Origin of the sequence: Amycolatopsis sp. NPDC051716, assembly GCF_040681595.1 — a bacterium.
Taxonomy (GTDB): Bacteria; Actinomycetota; Actinomycetes; order Mycobacteriales; family Pseudonocardiaceae; genus Amycolatopsis.
The window spans coordinates 1-17,624 of the sequence record NZ_JBFAZA010000022.1 but is presented as its reverse complement, the minus strand read 5'-3'; the positions used below and the strand labels follow the sequence as shown (position 1 = coordinate 17,624).

At 69.5% G+C, this 17,624-nt stretch carries 16 protein-coding genes and 1 pseudogene; 13 read left to right on the top strand and 4 right to left on the bottom strand.

The features are described 5' to 3' along the window. From AB0M30_RS28135 to AB0M30_RS28095, 9 genes and pseudogenes are all read left to right on the top strand, one after another. The gene (locus AB0M30_RS28135; RefSeq protein ID WP_364589367.1) at nt 1-2,427 is read left to right on the top strand and encodes a glycoside hydrolase family 3 C-terminal domain-containing protein; all 2,427 of its coding nucleotides are present in this window, start codon (nt 1-3) and stop codon (nt 2,425-2,427) included. Nucleotides 2,428-2,579: 152 nt separating this feature from the next. Further along, a complete protein-coding gene (locus AB0M30_RS28130) occupies nt 2,580-3,482 on the top strand; it encodes a GNAT family N-acetyltransferase (RefSeq protein WP_364589364.1) in 903 nt (300 codons plus the stop codon). Nucleotides 3,483-3,580: 98 nt separating this feature from the next. Continuing rightward, nucleotides 3,581-4,006, top strand: coding sequence for a hypothetical protein (locus AB0M30_RS28125; RefSeq protein WP_364589361.1), 426 nt, complete (start codon nt 3,581-3,583; stop codon nt 4,004-4,006). 31 nt (nt 4,007-4,037) lie between these two features. After that, entirely contained in the window at nt 4,038-5,657 is a 1,620-nt protein-coding gene (boxC, locus tag AB0M30_RS28120; protein ID WP_364589358.1) for a 2,3-epoxybenzoyl-CoA dihydrolase, read from the top strand. 5 nt (nt 5,658-5,662) lie between these two features. Then, nucleotides 5,663-7,084 (top strand): benzoyl-CoA 2,3-epoxidase subunit BoxB, encoded by a 1,422-nt coding sequence (gene boxB, locus AB0M30_RS28115; RefSeq protein ID WP_364589355.1) that lies wholly within the window; start codon nt 5,663-5,665, stop codon nt 7,082-7,084. 8 nt (nt 7,085-7,092) lie between these two features. Then, nucleotides 7,093-8,637, top strand: a complete 1,545-nt coding sequence (locus AB0M30_RS28110; RefSeq protein WP_364589353.1) for a benzoate-CoA ligase family protein — start codon at nt 7,093-7,095, stop codon at nt 8,635-8,637. After that, nucleotides 8,634-9,488, top strand: a complete 855-nt coding sequence (locus AB0M30_RS28105; protein WP_364589350.1) for an amidohydrolase family protein — start codon at nt 8,634-8,636, stop codon at nt 9,486-9,488. Before AB0M30_RS28110 ends, AB0M30_RS28105 begins: the two co-directional genes overlap by 4 nt. Nucleotides 9,489-9,569: 81 nt before the next feature. Beyond that, nucleotides 9,570-9,689: pseudogene (locus tag AB0M30_RS28100) on the top strand (amidohydrolase); the annotation flags it as partial. A 363-nt stretch (nt 9,690-10,052) separates the two neighbouring features. Beyond that, on the top strand, nt 10,053-10,619 hold the full coding sequence (locus AB0M30_RS28095; protein ID WP_364589347.1) for a S41 family peptidase: 567 nt from the start codon (nt 10,053-10,055) through the stop codon (nt 10,617-10,619). A gap of 23 nt (nt 10,620-10,642) precedes the next feature. Here the strand turns inward: AB0M30_RS28095 and AB0M30_RS28090 are convergent, their stop codons facing one another. Both AB0M30_RS28090 and AB0M30_RS28085 read right to left on the bottom strand, forming a co-directional pair. Next, nucleotides 10,643-11,023, bottom strand: coding sequence for a VOC family protein (locus AB0M30_RS28090; RefSeq protein WP_103335687.1), 381 nt, complete (start codon nt 11,021-11,023; stop codon nt 10,643-10,645). A gap of 47 nt (nt 11,024-11,070) precedes the next feature. Beyond that, nucleotides 11,071-11,517, bottom strand: a complete 447-nt coding sequence (locus AB0M30_RS28085) for a MarR family transcriptional regulator (protein ID WP_103335689.1) — start codon at nt 11,515-11,517, stop codon at nt 11,071-11,073. A gap of 99 nt (nt 11,518-11,616) precedes the next feature. Here AB0M30_RS28085 and AB0M30_RS28080 point away from each other — a divergent pair, with 99 nt between their 5' ends. Both AB0M30_RS28080 and AB0M30_RS28075 read left to right on the top strand, forming a co-directional pair. Next, a complete protein-coding gene (locus tag AB0M30_RS28080) occupies nt 11,617-12,756 on the top strand; it encodes a dipeptidase (protein ID WP_364589343.1) in 1,140 nt (379 codons plus the stop codon). 46 nt (nt 12,757-12,802) lie between these two features. Then, complete coding sequence (locus tag AB0M30_RS28075; RefSeq protein ID WP_364589340.1) at nt 12,803-13,240, top strand: lipopolysaccharide assembly protein LapA domain-containing protein; 438 nt, start codon at nt 12,803-12,805, stop codon at nt 13,238-13,240. Here AB0M30_RS28075 and AB0M30_RS28070 read toward each other — a convergent pair. Continuing rightward, complete coding sequence (locus AB0M30_RS28070; RefSeq protein ID WP_364589337.1) at nt 13,237-14,058, bottom strand: maleylpyruvate isomerase family mycothiol-dependent enzyme; 822 nt, start codon at nt 14,056-14,058, stop codon at nt 13,237-13,239. The genes AB0M30_RS28075 and AB0M30_RS28070 overlap by 4 nt on opposite strands. Nucleotides 14,059-14,141: 83 nt before the next feature. Between AB0M30_RS28070 and AB0M30_RS28065 the strand changes: the two genes are divergently transcribed. Then, nucleotides 14,142-14,933, top strand: a complete 792-nt coding sequence (locus AB0M30_RS28065; RefSeq protein WP_364589334.1) for an Abi-alpha family protein — start codon at nt 14,142-14,144, stop codon at nt 14,931-14,933. A gap of 3 nt (nt 14,934-14,936) precedes the next feature. Continuing rightward, complete coding sequence (locus tag AB0M30_RS28060) at nt 14,937-16,172, top strand: DUF445 domain-containing protein (protein WP_364589331.1); 1,236 nt, start codon at nt 14,937-14,939, stop codon at nt 16,170-16,172. A gap of 1 nt (nt 16,173) precedes the next feature. Here AB0M30_RS28060 and AB0M30_RS28055 read toward each other — a convergent pair whose 3' ends face one another. After that, nucleotides 16,174-17,364, bottom strand: coding sequence for a hypothetical protein (locus AB0M30_RS28055; protein ID WP_364589328.1), 1,191 nt, complete (start codon nt 17,362-17,364; stop codon nt 16,174-16,176). Between the last annotated feature and the right edge of the window lie 260 nt (nt 17,365-17,624).

Here is a 17,624-nt window from a genome sequence, read left to right as displayed (position 1 = left end):
ATGAGCTTCGACGTCGAGGCGCTGCTGGCCGAGCTCGACCTGGACGCGAAGGTGAGCCTGCTCGCCGGCCAGGACGTCTGGTCCCTTCCCGGGCTGCTGCGGATCGGGCTCGCATCGATGGTTCTCTCCGACGGCCCGGTGGGCGTCCGCGGCACGCGCTGGAGCCCGGACGACCCCTCGGTGACCCTGCCCAGCCCGACGGCGCTCGCGGCGAGCTGGGACCCGCGGCTGGCCGTGCGCGCCGGACGGCTGCTCGCGCAGGAAGCCCGGCGCAAGGGCGTGCACGTGCTGCTCGCCCCGACGGTCAACCTCCACCGCTCGCCGCTGGGCGGCCGGCACTTCGAGTGCTACTCCGAAGACCCCCTCCTCACCGGAATGATCGGCGCCGGCTACGTGACCGGCGTGCAGGACGGCGGGGTCGCCGTCACGGTCAAGCACTTCGTCGCCAACGACTTCGAGACCGAACGCTTCACCGCCGACGTGCGCGTCAGCGAGCGGGCCCTGCGCGAGCTCTACCTCGCGCCGTTCGAACTCATCGTCCGGCGCGCGAAGCCGTGGGGGATCATGGCCGCCTACAACAGCGTCAACGGCGTCACGATGACCCAGCACGCCGAACTGCTCAACGGCGTGCTGCGCGACGAATGGGGCTTCGACGGCTTCGTCGTCTCCGACTGGCTGGCCGCGCGCGACACCGTCGCCTCCGCCAACGGCGGCCTCGACGTCGCCATGCCCGGCCCCCGCACGGTGTTCGGCGAACGGCTCGCCGAAGCCGTGCGCGGCGGCGAAGTCGACGAAGCGGTCGTCGACGCCATGGTCCGCCGCGTGCTCCGGCTCGCCGACCGGACCGGCGCGCTCGGCGGCGGCCCCGCGGCAAGAGGGTCCGATGTGGACGGAGAGGCGGTCGCGCGCGAGATCGCGCACCGGTCGTTCGTGTTGCTCCGCAACGAAACCGGCGTGCTGCCCCTGCAGGAGCCGCAGAGCATCGCGCTCATCGGCGCGCTCGCCGAGGACCCCAAGATCCTCGGTGGCGGCAGTGCCACCGTGTTCCCCGATCACGTCGTCTCCCCTCTCGACGGCCTCAAAGCGGCCGTTCCCGCCGGCACCGAGCTCGTCTACGCCCCTGGTGCCGATCCGCGGACGACGTTACCGACCGCCACCGACAATTTCCGGCTCCGCGCGACGGCCCGCGCCGCCGACGGCACCGAACTCGCGCAGTTTTCCTTGCGCCAAGCCAGGATCGACTGGATCGGCGAACTGCCGGCCGGGCTCGACATCGGCACAATCGCCTCGGTCGAGATCGCCGGCGCGTTCCTCCCGGAGCAAAGCGGCACGCACACCTTCGGCGTCACCGGCCCCGGCGACCTCCGCCTCACCGTCGCCGGCCAGACCGTCTTCGACGGCGTGAACCTGCCGGAAGGCGGGGACATCTTCACGTCGATCATGCAGGTGCACGAACAACGCCGGGAGGTCGAGCTGACCGCGGGCGAGCCGGTCGAGGTCAGCCTGACCTACTGGATCCCGTCGGAGATGGCGGAATTCGCCAGGGGCACCTTCGCCTGGGTCACCTTCGCGCTCGGCCACCGCGGCCCGGTCCTGGACCCGGACGCGAGTCTCGACGAAGCCGTTGCCCTGGCGGCGAAGTCGGAGGTCGCCGTCGTCGTGGTCGGCACGACCGCCGAGGTCGAGAGCGAAGGGTTCGACCGGACGTCCCTCGCCCTGCCCGGCCGCCAGGACGAACTCGTCGCGCGGGTCGCCGAAGCGAACCGGAACACCGTCGTGGTCGTCAACGCCGGCTCCCCGGTGGAGATGCCGTGGCGCGACGACGTCGCCGCGGTGCTGCTCACCTGGTTCCCCGGCCAGGCCGGCGGCGACGCGCTCGCCGACGTCCTCTTCGGCCGCGAGGAGCCCGGCGGCCGCCTGCCGACGACCTGGCCGGCGAAGCTCGAAGACGCGCCGGTCACCGATGTGACGCCGGAAGACGGCGTGCTCGAGTACGGCGAAGACGTGTACATCGGCTACGGCGCCTGGGCCCGCGCCGGCGGGCAACCCGCGTACTGGTTCGGACACGGCGAGGGCTACACGACCTGGGCGTACCAAGAACTCGACGCCTACCCGGACGAGGAAGGCGGCGTGCGCGTCCGGGTCCGCGTGCGCAACACGGGCACGCGCGCGGGACGCGAGGTCGTGCAGCTCTACCTGGCGCCGACCGAGCGCGGTGACCGGCCGCAGCGCTGGCTGGCCGGGTTCGCGAGCGTCGAAGCCCGGGCCGGGCAGGCCGTGGAGACCGACATCGTCATCACGCCGAGGTCGGCCGAAGTCTGGCGCGACGGCTGGCAGCACATCGCGGGCGAGTACGTCCTGGAGGCGTCGCACTCCTACGCCGAGCCGCGGCTGAGCACGCGCGTGGTGCTCCAGAAAATCCGTTGATCACCGCGGGCGCATCCCCTAGGGTCTCGTGAAGGCACCTTGACCAGCGAAAGGAGGTGGGACCGATGATCACGCAACCGATCACGCGCTCCCACCTCGCAGCGAGGGTGCCGGCTGTCTGACCGGGAGCGCGTACTCCTGGAAGGATTTCCATGATCGAACTGGTCGTGCGCCCGCTCGAAGCGGGCGAAGAAACACTGTTCACCTCCCTCCCCGACCGCGGTCTCGTCGGCCGCACGCTGCTCGGCGACGACTTCATCGAGATGGCGAAGAGGGGCGAGTACCGGCCCGAGTGGACCTGGGTCGCGCTGCGCGACGACGTCGTCGTGGCCCGGGCCGCCTGGTGGGCCAAGCCCGATGACGAGGCTCCGATCGCCCTGGACTGGTTCGACTTCACCGACTTCGACGCGGCCGTCCACCTGCTGAAAACCGCACCGCTGCGGGCGGAGTACGCACTGCACACGCCGCCGGCGTGGCAGGACGATCCGGACGTCGCGCGCGAAGTGACCGGCCGGGTCGAGGCGGCCGAGGCGGCGGGGTACCGCCGGCTCGTCGAGCGCTACCGCTTCCGCTGGACCCCGGAAAACGGCCTGCCGGAGAAGCCCGGCCGGCTCGAATTCCGGCCCGAGCCGGACGACGACGTCATCCTCGACGTCTTCAAGCGGGTGCACGTCGGCAGCCTCGACGCACACGTCCGCAAGGCGGTCGAGGAGCACGGCCTCGACGCGGCCGCACTGGAGGACCTCGACATCATGCGGTGGATGCCGGCGCCGCGGGACTGGTGGCGGCTGGCGTACACGCCCGAAGGCGAGCTGGCCGGCCTCGTTCTGCCGAGCCGCAACGTCTACGACCCGGTGGTCGGCTACATCGCCGTGGTGCCGGAGCACCGGGGCAAGGGCTACGCGTACGACCTCCTGGTCGAGGCGACGCACGACCTCGTCGGCTACGGCGCGGACCGGATCGTCGCGGGCACCGACGTCGGCAACGTCCCGATGGCGAAGGCGTTCGCGAAGGCGGGTTATCCGGTCGTCCAGCACCGCATCGACCTCGTGTGACCCCCGTCGTGAGTGGCAAGGCGGGTTCCAACCCGCCTTGCCACTCACGAGCCGGGGCGTTACCGTCGCTAGAGCGATCTATCAAATCGGGGGCCGTGATGGGCAAGGGACTGACACCGCTTCGGGTGATCCTCGGCTTCTCGCTGCTCAGCACGACGATCCACTACGCGCACAACGCCATCCGGTACGCGGACTATCCGCAGCTCCAGGGAATCTCCCCGCTCGTCGGCGGCATCGTCGTCGCCGTCACCTGGGTGCTGCTCACGGCCTTCGGCTGGCTCGGCTACCGCGCGTACACGCAAGGCCGGTACCCGCGCGCCCTGGCGTTCCTCTTGGTCTATTCGCTGGCCGGGATGGTCACGCTCGGCCACTTCCTGACCGGCGTGCCGCGGATTCCGGCGTTCTGGTTCGCGACGATCTTCACCGATGCCGCGGCCGGGTTGGCTCTGTGGGCGTTCCTGACCTGGGCGTGGGCCACGCTCAACCGGGTGACCACCCGAGATCAACTTTCTACACAACGTTGACGTCCGTCTGACTCATGTAGACAATCGGGTGGTGACCACCACCACACCGGTTGCCTTCGACCGCCGTCCGGACGAGTACCGCCACTGGCGCCTGCGGGTGGACGGGGAGGTCGCCTGGCTGGAGCTGGACGTCGACGAGCAGGGCGGGCTGGTCCCGGGATACGAGCTCAAGCTCAACTCCTACGATCTCGGCGTCGACATCGAGCTCTACGACGCCACGCAGCGGCTGCGGTTCGAGCACCCCGAGGTCCGCGTGGTCATCGTGACCAGCGCCAAGGACAAGGTGTTCTGCGCCGGCGCGAACATCCGCATGCTCGCCGCGTCGGAACACCACTGGAAGGTGAACTTCTGCAAGTTCACCAACGAGACCCGCAACGGCATGGAGGACGCCACCGAGCACTCCGGCCAGGTCTACGTGGCCGCGGTGAACGGCACCTGCGCCGGCGGTGGCTACGAAATCGCGCTGGCCTGCGAAAAGATCTTCCTGATCGACGACAACTCCTCGACCGTCGCGCTGCCGGAGGTGCCGCTGCTGGGCGTGCTGCCCGGCACCGGCGGCCTCACCCGGGTCGTCGACAAGCGGCGCGTCCGCCGGGACCTCGCCGACGTCTTCGCCACGCGCCCGGACGGGGTCAAGGGCAAGACGGCCGTCGACTGGCGGCTGGTCGACGAACTGGTGCCCCGCCAGGACTTCCGCGAGAAGGTCCTCGAAAAGGCGCGGGAACTCGTCCGGCAGGCCGAGAAGCCGGCGGAACACGGCATCGAGCTCACCCCGCTCGAACATCGCTATGTCGATGTCGACGTGGCCAAGGACCAGGTCACGATCACCGTCAAGGGGCCCGAAAACGACCCCGGCGACCTGCACGAAGAGGGTGCGGGCGGCTGGTTCCTCGCGATGACCCGCGAGCTGGACGACACGATCCTGCGGCTGCGCACCAACGAGGTCGAAGCCGGAACGTGGATCCTCCGGACCCAGGGCGATCCGGCGAAGGTGCTGGCGCACGAGCAGGCCGTGCTCGGGCAAAAGGACTGGCTGGCCAACGAGATCACGCACTACTTCAAGCGCACGCTCAAGCGCCTCGACGTCACCAGCCGCAGCCTGATCGCGCTCGTCGAACCCGGCAGCTGCTTCACCGGGGCCCTGCTGGAAATCGCGCTGGCCGCGGACCGCCAGTACATCCTGGACGGCCCGCCGATCGACGACGAAGACAGTGACGAACGCGCGTCCATCCAGCTCACCGACGCCAACTTCGGGGCGTTCCCGATGGGCAACGGCCTGACCCGCCTGCAGGCGCGCTTCTACGGCGACGACGACCACCTCGCCTGGCTCGCGCGCGAGAAGAACCGCGAGCTGAGCGCGGCCGAGGCCCTCGAACTCGGCCTGGTCACCGACGCCCCGGACGACCTCGACTGGGAGGACGAGATCCGGATCGCGCTCGAAGGCCGGGCGTCGCTGTCCCCGGACGCGCTCACCGGCATGGAGGCCAACCACCGGTTCGTCGGTCCCGAGACCATCGAGACCAAGATCTTCGGCCGGCTGGCGGCTTGGCAGAACTGGATTTTCACCCGGCCGAACGCATCCGGGCCGGAAGGCGCGCTGCGCCGCTACGGTACGGGACAGAAGGCCGTCTTCGACAGGAAGCGGGTCTAGCGCAGATGCCCGAGAAGATCGACTACGACGCCAAGATCCCCAACAACGTCAACCTCTCCGAGGACCGGCGGTTGCAGCGCGCGCTGGAGGGCTGGCAGCCGAAGTTCCTGCACTGGTGGGGCGAGATGGGGCCGACGCTGGAGACGCAGGGGGTCTACCTGCGCACCGCGGTCAGCGTGGGCCGCGAAGGCTGGGCGCACTTCGACCACGTCAACGTGCCGGAGTACCGCTGGGGCATCTTCCTCGCCGAGCGCGACCCGGACCGGCGGATCGCCTTCGGCGAGCACCAGGGCGAACCGGTGTGGCAGCAGGTGCCCGGCGAGTACCGCGCCGACCTGCAGCGGCTGATCGTCATCCAGGGCGACACCGAACCGGCGTCCGTCGAGCAGCAGAAACTCCTCGGCCTGACCGCGCCGAGCCTCTACGACCTGCGGAACCTGTTCCAGGTCAACGTCGAAGAAGGCCGTCACCTGTGGGCGATGGTGTACCTGCTGCACGCCTACTTCGGCCGCGAAGGCCGTGACGAGGCCGAAGGCCTGCTGCTGCGCAACTCCGGCAGCCCCGACGCGCCGCGCATCCTCGGTGCGTTCAACGAGGAAACCGCCGACTGGCTGGCGTTCTACATGTTCACCTACTTCACCGACCGCGACGGGAAGTACCAGCTCGGCACGCTCAAGGAGTCCTCCTTCGACCCGCTTTCGCGCACCTGCGAGTTCATGCTCAAGGAAGAAGCGCACCACATGATGGTGGGCACCACCGGCGTCGACCGCGTGGTGACCCGCAGCGCCGAGCTGATCCGCGAGCACGACACGTACGACATCGGCCCGCACGGCGGCATCCCGCTCGACATCATCCAGAAGTACATCAACTTCCACTACACCGTGTCGCTCGACCTGTTCGGCAGCGAGACGTCGACGAACGCGGCGAACTACTACACCGCCGGGCTCAAGGGCCGCTGGCAGGAGACCCGCCGCAAGGACGACCACAAGCTCACCGAGGACGCCCGCACGCTGGAGCGGCCGACCGGCGACGGCACCTGGACGACCGAGGAGCTGCAGGCGATCCTGTTGCTCAACCTCGATCTGCGCAGCGAGTACGTGGCCGACTGCCAGACCGGCGTGAAGCGCTGGAACAAGATCCTCGCCGACGCCGGCATCGACCGCACGTTCCGCTTGCCGCACCCTGGCTTCAACCGCGAAGTGGGCATAAACTCCGGCCACCACGTCACTCCCGACGGCACCATCGTCGACGAGGCGACCTGGGAGGCCGGCAAACGCAAGTGGCTGCCCACGACCGAAGACCTCACGTTCGTCCATTCGCTGATGCGCCCGGTGTACGAGCGGGGGAAGATCGCGAGCTGGGTCGCGCCGCCTCGGCAGGGCATCAACGGCAAGCCCATCGACTACGAGTACGTGCACCTCACGTAGGAGGCCTGGTGGCGACAGGGTTCAATGCCGCGGAGTACCTGCTCTCGGCCGGGCGCCCGGACGCGACCGCGGTCGTGTCGCCCGGGCGATCCCTCACCTACGCCGAGCTCGCCGAGGAGTCCCGGCGCGTCGCCGGCGGGCTCGTCGAACTCGGTGTACGGCCCGAAGAACGGGTCATGTTCTGCATGGTCGACGACGTCGAGCTGCTCACCGGCATCCTCGGCGCGATGCTGGCCGGCGCGGTCGCCGTCCCGGTGTCGACCATGGTCACCGGGCCGGAGCTGGGCCAGGTGCTGGCCGACTCGCGGGCGCGCGTGCTGTGCGTGTCCGGGGAGTTCGCCGGGCAGGCGCTGACGGCCCTGGAGCTGGCCCCCGAAGTCACAGACGTCGTGCTCGACCGCTGCGACGCGGCCGGGTTCGGCGTCCGGACGCACGACTGGCCGTCGCTGGCGGGAGCGCTCCCCAGTGGACGGACGTGGGAGGACTCGCCCGCGCTGTGGCTGTACACCTCGGGCACCACGGGGCAGCCGAAGGGCGCGATGCACCGGCACGCGAGCATCCGCGCGGTCTGCGAAACCTACGCCCGCGGTGTGCTGGCGACGACGCCGGCGGACCGGTTCCTGTCCGTGCCGAAGCTGTTCTTCGCCTACGGCCTGGGGAACTCGTGCTTCTTCCCGCTCGGCGCGGGCGGGACGACGCTGCTCGAGCCTTCGCGCCCGACACCCGCGTTGTTCGCGAAGCGCGCTCGCGAGGAGCGGCCGTCGCTGTTCTTCGCGGTCCCGACGTTCTACGCGGCGTTGCTCGCCAGCGACGTTCCGGACGACTCGTTTTCCTCGGTGCGGTACGCGGTTTCGGCTGGTGAGCCGCTGCCCGCGTCCCTGTTCGAACGGTTCCGCGCGCGCTTCGGGCTGGCGATCCTCGACGGCATCGGGTCGACCGAGGCCCTGCACATCTTCCTGTCGAACCAGCCCGGTTCGGTGCGGCCGGGCAGCACCGGCGTCCCGGTGCCGGGGTATTCCGTGCAGCTGCGCGACGAGACCGGGGCGGTGATCGACGCCGCCGGCAAGCCGGGCGAGCTGTTCGTGGCCGGGCCGTCGACGGCGACCGGGTACTGGGCTCGGTACGAGGCGACGAAGCTGGTGTTCCAGGGCGAATGGCTGCGGACCGGCGACAGCTACGTCCGGAACGAGGACGGGACGTTTTCGTGCCTGGGCCGGTTCGGGGACATGCTGAAGGCGGGCGGGATCTGGGTCTCACCGTCCGAAGTGGAGGAACGGCTGCGGCAGCACCCGGCGGTGGCCGAGGTCGCCGTCGTCGCCGCGCCGGACGCCGACGGCCTCGACAAGCCGGTGGCGTGCATCGTCCCCGCTCCCGGGTTCGCGGTGGACCCGGACGAGCTGATCGAGTTCTGCCGCGAGGGGCTGGCGGCGTTCAAGCGCCCGCGCGGGGTGGTCGAACTGGCGGAGCTGCCGAAGACGGCGACCGGCAAGATCCGCCGCAACGTGATCCGCGAGCTGGTCCGCGACTCGCTGCGGACGGTACCCAGCTCGTGATCGACGGGCACTTCGTGGTCGACGCCCACGTCCACACGCCGCGGCTGCCGACGCTGAAACCGGCGTGGCTGCAGTGGGCGCACGACTTCGCCGGGGCGTACCCGTGGCGTTCGGTGTACGCCTCCGACGGTTCGGTGGTGCCGTCCGCGATGGACGAGCTGATGGAGTCCGAGGGCGTCGACCGGGTCCTGCTGTTCTGCGAGTACAGCCCACGGGCGACCGGGATCCAGCCGATCGAGGACAACCTGCCGCTGGTCGCGTTCAACCCGGAGCGGTTCCGGCTCGTGGCGAACGTGAACCCGTACCTGCACCACCCGGCGGCGTCGGAGGTGGCGCGGCAGCTGGACCTGGGCGCGGTGGCGCTGAAGATCCACCCGGTGCACGGCGCGTTCTCGCCGGCGGACAAGGAGCTGTACCCGGTCTACCAGCTGTGCCTCGAACGCGGGGTGCCGGTGATCCTCCACTCGGGAACGTCGAGCTTTCCGGGGTCCCGCACCAGTTTCGGCAACCCGGAGCTGCTGTCCGATGTGGTCGAAGACTTCCCGTCGCTGCAGTTCGTCTTCGCCCACGGCGGCCGCGGCTGGTGGTACGACGTGGCGGCGTTCTTGGCGCTGGCGCGGGAGAACGTGTGGCTCGACTTGGCCGGGCTGCCGCCGAAGAAGCTGCCGGAGTACTACCGGCGGTTCGACCTGACGCGGCTGGCGGGGAAGTTCGTGTTCGGGACGGACTGGCCGGGCGTGCCATCGGTGGCCGCGAACGTCCGGACGCTGATCGGGCTCGGGCTGCCGGACGACGTGCTGAGCGGGGTCTTGTCGGGGAACGCGATCAAGCTGATGCCGTCGCTGGCGTAGCCTGGGGCGCCTGGGGGTTGCGTTTCGCTGGTCGTTGCCGTGCTGGTGCTCTTCTTCGCGGGCGGCGCCGCGCCTATCCGGCCGGGCGTGCCTTCGGTGGCGGCGAACGTCCGGACGCTGGCCGGGCTCGGGCTGCCGGACGACGTGCTGGGCGGGGTCTTGTCGGGGAACGCGATCAAGCTGATGCCGTCGCTGGCGTAGCCTGGGGCGCATGGGGGGTCGCGTTTCGCTGGTCGTTGCCGCGCTGGTGCTTCTCTTCGCGGGCGGCGCCGCTCCGATCCGGCCGCACACACCGGCCGAGTTCCTGAACCGGACGATCGCGCTGATCCGGGCGCGGTCCATCGATTCCCCGCGGGTCTACTGGCCGCGGGTCGAAGCGTGGGCGGCCCACCTCGCGCGGGGTGCGCGAACCGATGCCGGGACGCTGGAGGCACTGCAGTACGTCATCGGCGAACTGCACGACCGGCACACGCTGCTGGTGTTGCCGGGGCAGGAGATCGCCTCGAAGGGCGAGGTCCCGTCGGTACGGACCGAAGGCGGTGTCGCGACCCTTCGCATCCCGGCGTGGGCGCGGACGAAGCCGTGGACCGCCGCTACGTCGACGCGGGGTTCGCCGCACTGGCCGGGGTACCGCCGGTCTGCGGCTGGATCGTCGACCTGCGGGGGGACACCGGCGGCGCGGTGTTCCCGATGCTCACCGTGCTCGCCCCGCTGCTCGGCGATGGTCCGGTCGGCTCGTTCGTCACCCCGGACGGCGTGCGGACGGTGTGGGAGATCCACGACGGGCAGATCTGGCTGGAGGGCCAGTCCATGTCCGCCCGGCCCAACCCGGTGACCTTGCCGCGGCGGCCGATCGCGGTGCTGACCTCCGGCAACACCGCCAGTTCCGGGGAAGCGTCGCTGGTGGCGTTGCGCGGGATCTCGCGCTCGTTCGGCGAGCCGACGGCGGGGTTCGCGACCGGCAACACGATCGTCGACCTCGGCGGGGGTTTCACGTTGCTGCTCACGGTGGCTCGCGATGCCGACCGGACCGGCCGGGTCTACGACAACATCCCGATCCCGCCGGACCAGCCGGCTGCCGACGCCGAGGCCGCGGCGAAGGAATGGCTGCGCACGCGGGGGTGCCGCTGACGGCACCCCCGCGCCCCCAGAGGTCAGCCCATGACCTCGTGCAGGCAGAGCACGTTGCCTTCGGAGTCGCTGAACCAGGCCGCCCGCTCGTTGCCCAGCTGGGCGATGTGGTCGACCGTCTTCAGGCCTTCCATCTCGAAGTCCTGGAACCGGACACCGCGGTCCTCCAGGGTTTTGACTTCGGCGGGCAGGTCGCCGACTTCGAAGCTCAGTGCCGTGTTCTCGCTCTGCGCGCCGGCCGGCATCGGGCGGAGGCCGATGGCGCCGCCGGCCGCCGCGAAGTAGAGGGTTCCGTCTTCGCCCTTCCCTGTCTGCTTCAGGCCGAGGGAGTCCGCGTAGAAGTGGCCGGCGCGTTCACTGTCGGTCACCGGAAGCATCGTCGTGATGGTCGATTCGGTCAGCATGGCTTTCATGGTGCGCGCCACCGGCGCCGGGCGTGACCTCGACTTTTTCAACGGTCGCTGTTGAACGCCCGGAGTGTCCGCATCGCTTCGGCGAGTGCCGGCGCGTCCTCACCGAGCGGCGTCAGCACGATCCGGCGCAGGATGTCCGCCGCCGCCGCGCGGGCCTTGTTCGCCACGTCCAGCCCGTGCTCGGTCAGGGACGCGAACGTCACGCGGCGGTCGTCGGGGCTGGGGATCCGGCAGATCAGGTCGGCCGCGACCAGGCGGTCCGCCACCTTCGTGAACCCGCCGCTGGACAGCGCCGCCTCCGTGGCCAGGCGCGTCATCGGCATCCGGTGCTCGGGCGAGCGCACCAGCCGCAGCAGGATGTCGAACGACGCCGGCGCCAGCCCGAAGCGGTCGGCGATTTCGCCCATCAGCCTGTCCTGGGTGGCCAGGTAACCCTCGATGACCAGGCCCCACCAGGTGACGATCTCGTCGTCGTCGGTGTCCACGCGGCTATTTTACCCCAACGCCTCGCCGGATTACTTCTTCCGGGAAAGATGTCAGCCCGTTTGTACGAACCGTATACCGGACCTCCCTACGATCGGGCGATGACTAACGAGGCACTACAGCGTGCTACCAAACTGCTGGACGCCGTCATCCTCGCCGACGGGCACAACGACCTGCCCTGGGAGCTGCGGCAGCACGGCGGCCCGAACCCGGTCGAGGCGGCCGCGTCCCTCGACCTGACCGTGCGGCAGCCCGCTCTCCACACCGACTTCCCGAAGCTCGCCGACGGCAAGCTCGGCATGCAGTTCTGGTCGGTGTTCGTGCCCTGTGAGTTCGAAGGCCACAGTGCCGTGACCGCCGTCCTGGAACAGGTGGAGGTCGTCCACCAGCTGGTCGAGCGCTACCCCGACCGGCTGCGCCTCGTCACCACCGCGGACGAGGCCGAGGCCGCGTTCGCCGACGGCCGGATCGCGTCGCTGCTCGGGGCCGAAGGCGGGCACAGCATCGCCGAGTCGATCGGCGTGCTGCGGATCCTGCGCCGCCTCGGCGTCCGGTACATGACGCTGACGCACAACTTCAACACCACCTGGGCCGACGCGGGCACCGACGAGCCGGCCCACGGCGGTCTCACCGAGTTCGGCCGCGACATCGTGCGCGAGATGAACAAGATCGGGATGATGGTCGACCTGTCGCACGTCGCACCGTCGACGATGCGGGCGGCGATCGAGGTCAGCTCGGTGCCGGTGATCTTCAGCCACTCCTCCTGCATCGCGGTGAACGACCACCCCCGCAACATCCCCGACGACGTCCTGGCGAAGCTGCCCGGCAACGGCGGCGTCGCGATGATCACCTTCGTACCCGCGTTCGTCTCGCCGAAGGTCGCCGCGTGGAACGAGCGGCTCGATGCCGCGATGGCCGAAGCCGGGCTGGAGCCCCGGAACCTGACGCTGCGCGGGAAGTTCGTCCAGGAGTGGGACGGCCCGCCCAAGCCGCTCGCCACCGTCGAGGACGTCGTCGCGCACGTCGAGCACGCCCGCGAGGTCGCCGGCGTCGACCACATCGGCCTCGGTGGCGACTACGACGGCGTCGGCTCGCTGCCGGAGGGACTGGAGGACACCTCCAAGTACCCCGTGTTGTTCGCCGCCCTGCTCGAGCGCGGGTGGAGTGAGGACGACTGCGCGAAACTGGCCGGCCGGAACACCCTGCGCGTCCTGCGGGAGGTCGACGGTTTCGCCCGTTAGGGGGTTTGAGGCGGCGCTCCGCGCGCGCCGGACGGACACTGAGCACATGACGCACGCGCGCGGGGGCGCGGCCGACCGCCCCACCGGTCCCACCCACCAAGACCTGCCCGAAGGCGCTCTGGAGCCCGCCGAGCTGCGCGCCGGCGACGTCCGGCCGGGCGCGGAGGAGGTGACGCCGGTGCGGCCGGCACCCGCCAAACCGGCGTCCGCTGAACCGGCGTCCGCCAAACCGGTGGGCAAGGCCCGGCCGACGCGGATCAGCGGCACCTGGGTCGCGGTCATCGCCGGCCTGGTCGTGCTGGTCGTGCTGCTGGTCTTCATCCTGCAGAACCTCGACCCGGCGACGGTGCACTTCTTCGGCGCCGAAGGCAGCCTGCCGCTGGCCATCGCGATGCTGTTCTCGGCGATCGGCGGCGCGGTGCTGGTCGCGCTGATCGGCGGCGCCCGGATCCTGCAGCTGCGGAAGCAGGCGCGCCGCCGCTAGACGATGATCGACGTCATCCCGAGCAGCAGCGCGCAAACGTTTTCGTCTCCGGTCGTCCGGACGCCGTCGGTGCTCGTCGAGTTGCGGGTGCAGAGCCGCCAGAACGTGTCCAGGTCCGTCGTCACGGTGGCCAGCGGCGTGCGGGACGGCGGTGCGCCGCGGTCCAGGACCCAGCCGTCGCGCTCGCGGCGCGCGTGCCACTTGCCCTGGCCGGTCACCGTGTAGCCGACCTGCTTGCCGACCCGGGCGTCGACGGCACGCAGGGTGTGCGGCAGCGCTCGCACGAACGTGTCGGCGATCGGCTCGGCGTACTCCGGCTCCAGTGGCGTGTGCTCGAGGGCCTCGCGGATCTGCACGTGGTGCACCCAGAACTCCGAATAGTCGCGGGCCGCGTCCAGCCAGCGCGGCGCGGGCTCGTCGCCGGCCCAGCTCACCGGCCCGCCGAGGACGTCGAGGTCCAGCTGCGCCCAGTATTCGGTCGTCTGGCCCATGAACTCGTACAGCATGGTGAGCAGGACGTCCGTCGAGAGCCGGCGGCACGCGACGACCCACTCCTCGTTGATCCGGTCGATGAACCGGGGGAAGGCCTCACCCGGACGGGGGCCTTCGGACGCGTGCCCGTCCCGGCCGTGGGACAGCCGGCCGACCTTGTCGCCCAGCAGGTGGGCGGCGACGTCCTTGACCGTCCAGCCGGCGCACATGGTCGGCCGCGTCCAGTCCTCCTCGGTGAGCGCGCCGAGCAGCGTCATCAGCGCCTGTTCCTCTTTCGAGAAGTACGGGAGGACGTCGATCGGCGGGCCCCAGCGCGTCGGACTCATAGCCGTCATCATGCCGGTGGTCACACCTCCGTTCGGCCTACCCGCAGGTAGCATCACTCGCGTAAGCAGAGGGGAGCAGGTCTGTGAACGCAGAGCGACCGAACGGCCGGGGTGCCGCCGACGACGTGGCCGACCTGGCCCGCCGCGCCGGTCAGCTGGCGGGCTGGGCCGCGCGCACCGGCTTCGCGATCGGCCGCAAGCTGCCCGGCGTCGAGACCGCCGAACGCGGCGTCCGGCAGGTGGAGCGCCAGCTGCTGACCGAGCTGCGCCGCCGCCTCGACGAGGTCGACGACCCGTACCACGCGGCGCTCACCGCGGCGTCGGCGATGAACCGCCCGGCGGTCCCCGGGAACGTGCCCGCCACCGTGACGCTGGTGCCGGTGCGCGACAACCACGCCGAGCCGCTGCGCGCCGCGATGGCCGAGCTGCTCAACCACTCCGTCGGCTTCGGCCGCGAGCGCGCCCGCGAGTACTTCTACGCGATCATCCTGCGCCAGCTGACGCCGGACGAGGCGCGCATCCTGGCCGCGCTGTCCGACGGCTCGCCGTTCCCCGCGGTCGACGTCGTCGAGCGGACCGGCCTCGGCGGCAACGGCCGGGTCGTGCTGCGCAACGCCTCGACGGTCGGCAAGGCGGCCGGGGTGTCGCTGCCCGACCAGGTGCCCGGCTACGTCACCCGGCTGATCGGGCTCGGCCTGGTCGACCTCGACGAAGAGGTGCCGTCGCTGGAGACGCAGTACGAGATCCTGCTGACCGACGAGACGGTGCGCGAAGCGGAGAAGCACGTCCGGCGAGCGAAATTCGTCCGGCGGACGATCCACGTCTCGCGCCTGGGCGCCCAGTTCTGGCAGGCCTGCGACCCGAGCTTGGGTTAGCGGATGGGGGCCTTCTTCGCCGGCATCGTCGCCGACTTCGCCCAGCACTGGCCCCTTTACGTCTCGATCCCGATCGTCGCGGCGCTGATCGGTTACGGCACGAAGCTCGTGGCGATCCGGATGATGTTCCAGCCGGTGGAGTTCGTCGGCGTCAAGCCGTTCCTGGGCTGGCAGGGCATCGTCCCGAAGCGCGCGGCGCGGATGGCGAGCATCGCCTGCGACACGATGACCGAGCAGCTGATCAAGCCGGCCGAGGTCGTCGCGCGGCTGGACGCCGGGCGGATTGCGAAAGAGATCGAGAAGCCCCTGCTGGCGGGCGTCGAGGACATCGTCCGCGAGGTGGCGGCGCACTACCAGCCGGGGCTGTGGGAGTCCTTGCCGGTCCGGGTGCAGCGGCTGGTGATCGAGCGCGTCCAGCACGAGTCGCCGCGGATGGTCGCCGCCGTGCTCGACCTGATCAAGTCCGATGTGGACAGCGTGTTCGACCTCAAGGGCATGGTGGTCACCAGCCTGGTCAAGGACAAGCGCCTGCTGAACCGCATTTTTCAGGAGGCGGGCGCGAAGGAGTTCAAGTTCATCGCCCGCTCCGGCCTGGTGTTCGGCGGCGCGATCGGCGTCGTCCAGATGGTGGCGTGGGTGCTGTTCAAGTTCCCGCCGATCATGCCGGTCTTCGGCCTGTTCACCGGCTGGTTCACCGACTGGCTGGCGCTGCGCATGATCTTCTACCCGATCGAGCCGCGCCGCTATTTCGGCATCCAGTGGCAGGGCCTGTTCCTGAAGCGGCGCGCGGAAGTGGCGGAGGCGTACGGGTCGCTGATCGCGAAGGAGATCATCACCCCGCACAACGTGATCGAGGCGATCCTGCACGGGCCGCTGGCGGACCGGGTGCTGGCGTTGATCCAGCGCCAGCTCGACCGCGAGCTGGGCAGCGTCGCGAAGCCGCTGCTGGTGTTCGCGGTGGGCAGCCGCAAGTACCAGGACATGAAGCTGGCGATTTCGTCCCAGATCATGTCACGCCTGCCGGAGACGATGCGCTACATCGAGGACTACGCGACGGACGCGATGGACATCCGCAACGTGCTGGTGTCGAAGATGAAGCAGCTGTCGCCGAAGGAGTTCGAGAGGCTGCTGCGCCCGGCGTTCGAGCAGGACGAGTGGATCCTGATCGCGACGGGCGCGGTGCTGGGCTTCGCGGTCGGTGAGGCTCAAGTGCTGATCTTGGAACACCTGGCGGCTTGAGTTATCTGAGACGGGCGGCAATCTCCCGCCATGATGGCGGAGAGTCGCTGTCTAGTGACACCGCGACAATCAAGCGACCGAAGACGTCGACTTGGACGAGATCGGCCGTCCGTTGCGGATTGGTTCGGCGTTCTCGTATCTCCCGTTGCAGCGTGGGAGAGGGCTCCTCGGGGAGGACGCCGAGAAAAAGTTGTGTTGCCGACGCTCCCAGCAAGTCTGCGGAAACCCAATCCCCCCGTACCTCTTCACCGTCCAGTATCTGCTCCGGGCCGCCGGCGGGTGCTGTGTCGTAGAGGTGATCGGCGGTGCCGGTAAAGTTGACTGACAGGCTCATGCCGAAGTCATAATCGTCCGCAACCGCGCGAATCCTACGTTGTTCAGAGGGTCTGCTCTCGGGGCGTTCATCATCCAGTACTGACTCATGGACGTCGGAAGGACGGGGTGACTGGCTTGGGTGCGTATACCCGTCTCCCGAATCCGGTGGTTCGGTTTGCGGAGGCGGCGATGGTGCGGGCCGTCGTTGCGCCGGTGGTGGGAGCGCGACGTCGAATAGGTCAACGCTCAGGCCTGCTCCGCCGAGGTAAGTCCAAGCCATCGTGACGGGGTGATGGGCGTGGCGATGCGACCAGCCAAGAATCTTGTTGAGTCGCTGTCGTTGCGCTGCCAGCGGCCTGAGGAGCGACGATGGTCGGGTCGACCGTCCGCGGGCCTCGCCGGCAACACCCGTCTCGGCACCCGCTGGGTCGCGAAAGAGTAGGTCCGGACGAACTCCAACCCGCTGGTACGAGTCGAAGAGGTCCCTCGGCAGAGCATCGAAGTGCTCAAGGTGTTCGTGATCGCCAGCCCATTGGTAGACGTCTCGCACAGTCGCGGTAAGCATTCCCATGCCGACCGACTCGACGACAAAAGCACCGATGTGCCGTGCAGCTGATTTCAGGTCGTCTCTCCGTGCGGTGACCTTGCCGGAGTGGGGAGTGTTGAGGAAGCTGAGCACGAGGTTCAACTCATGTTGCTTGACTCGGTACGCCAGGTGGCGGCCGATAGGCGCAGCGAGCGCATTGACCTCGAGGAGTTCGGGTATCCAGATCGAGATTGGCCGCTCCTGATCTACTTCGGCCTGCTCGACGATGAGTTCATCGGCCGCGTTGTAGCCAGTGGTGCAGCGGAAGATCCGCAAGTCTGCGGTAGGCATTCTCGGAATATTAGCCAAGTCACGATCAGCACTGTGGAGGCAGATCGATCAATCGGTCGGTTTGAGCGAAGTTGTACCCTGCCGGACCTTGGGCAACCTTCGTCGCCGCTTATGGACTGCACCTCCGACCTCGCCGGCCTCACCGACGCGCACCGCTGGCTGGAGCACCTAGTAGCGTGTCGCGGCTAACTCTTGGGGTATAGGTGGCGGAGTTTGACGCGTGCGTCGTCGGTGGTGAACTGCCAGCGGACCTTGCGTTG

What these genes read in the sequence shown, in the direction of transcription:
- AB0M30_RS28060 (WP_364589331.1), top strand. Translation starts at nt 14,937, where the DNA reads ATGGGGGCCTTCTTCGCCGGCATCGTCGCCGACTTCGCCCAGCACTGG.
- AB0M30_RS28090 (WP_103335687.1), bottom strand. Translation starts at nt 11,023, where the DNA reads ATGCTGACCGAATCGACCATCACGACGATGCTTCCGGTGACCGACAGT.
- AB0M30_RS28070 (WP_364589337.1), bottom strand. Translation starts at nt 14,058, where the DNA reads ATGAGTCCGACGCGCTGGGGCCCGCCGATCGACGTCCTCCCGTACTTC.
- AB0M30_RS28130 (WP_364589364.1), top strand. Translation starts at nt 2,580, where the DNA reads ATGATCGAACTGGTCGTGCGCCCGCTCGAAGCGGGCGAAGAAACACTG.
- AB0M30_RS28080 (WP_364589343.1), top strand. Translation starts at nt 11,617, where the DNA reads ATGACTAACGAGGCACTACAGCGTGCTACCAAACTGCTGGACGCCGTC.
- AB0M30_RS28125 (WP_364589361.1), top strand. Translation starts at nt 3,581, where the DNA reads ATGGGCAAGGGACTGACACCGCTTCGGGTGATCCTCGGCTTCTCGCTG.
- boxB (WP_364589355.1), top strand. Translation starts at nt 5,663, where the DNA reads ATGCCCGAGAAGATCGACTACGACGCCAAGATCCCCAACAACGTCAAC.
- AB0M30_RS28135 (WP_364589367.1), top strand. Translation starts at nt 1, where the DNA reads ATGAGCTTCGACGTCGAGGCGCTGCTGGCCGAGCTCGACCTGGACGCG.
- AB0M30_RS28075 (WP_364589340.1), top strand. Translation starts at nt 12,803, where the DNA reads ATGACGCACGCGCGCGGGGGCGCGGCCGACCGCCCCACCGGTCCCACC.
- AB0M30_RS28055 (WP_364589328.1), bottom strand. Translation starts at nt 17,364, where the DNA reads ATGCCTACCGCAGACTTGCGGATCTTCCGCTGCACCACTGGCTACAAC.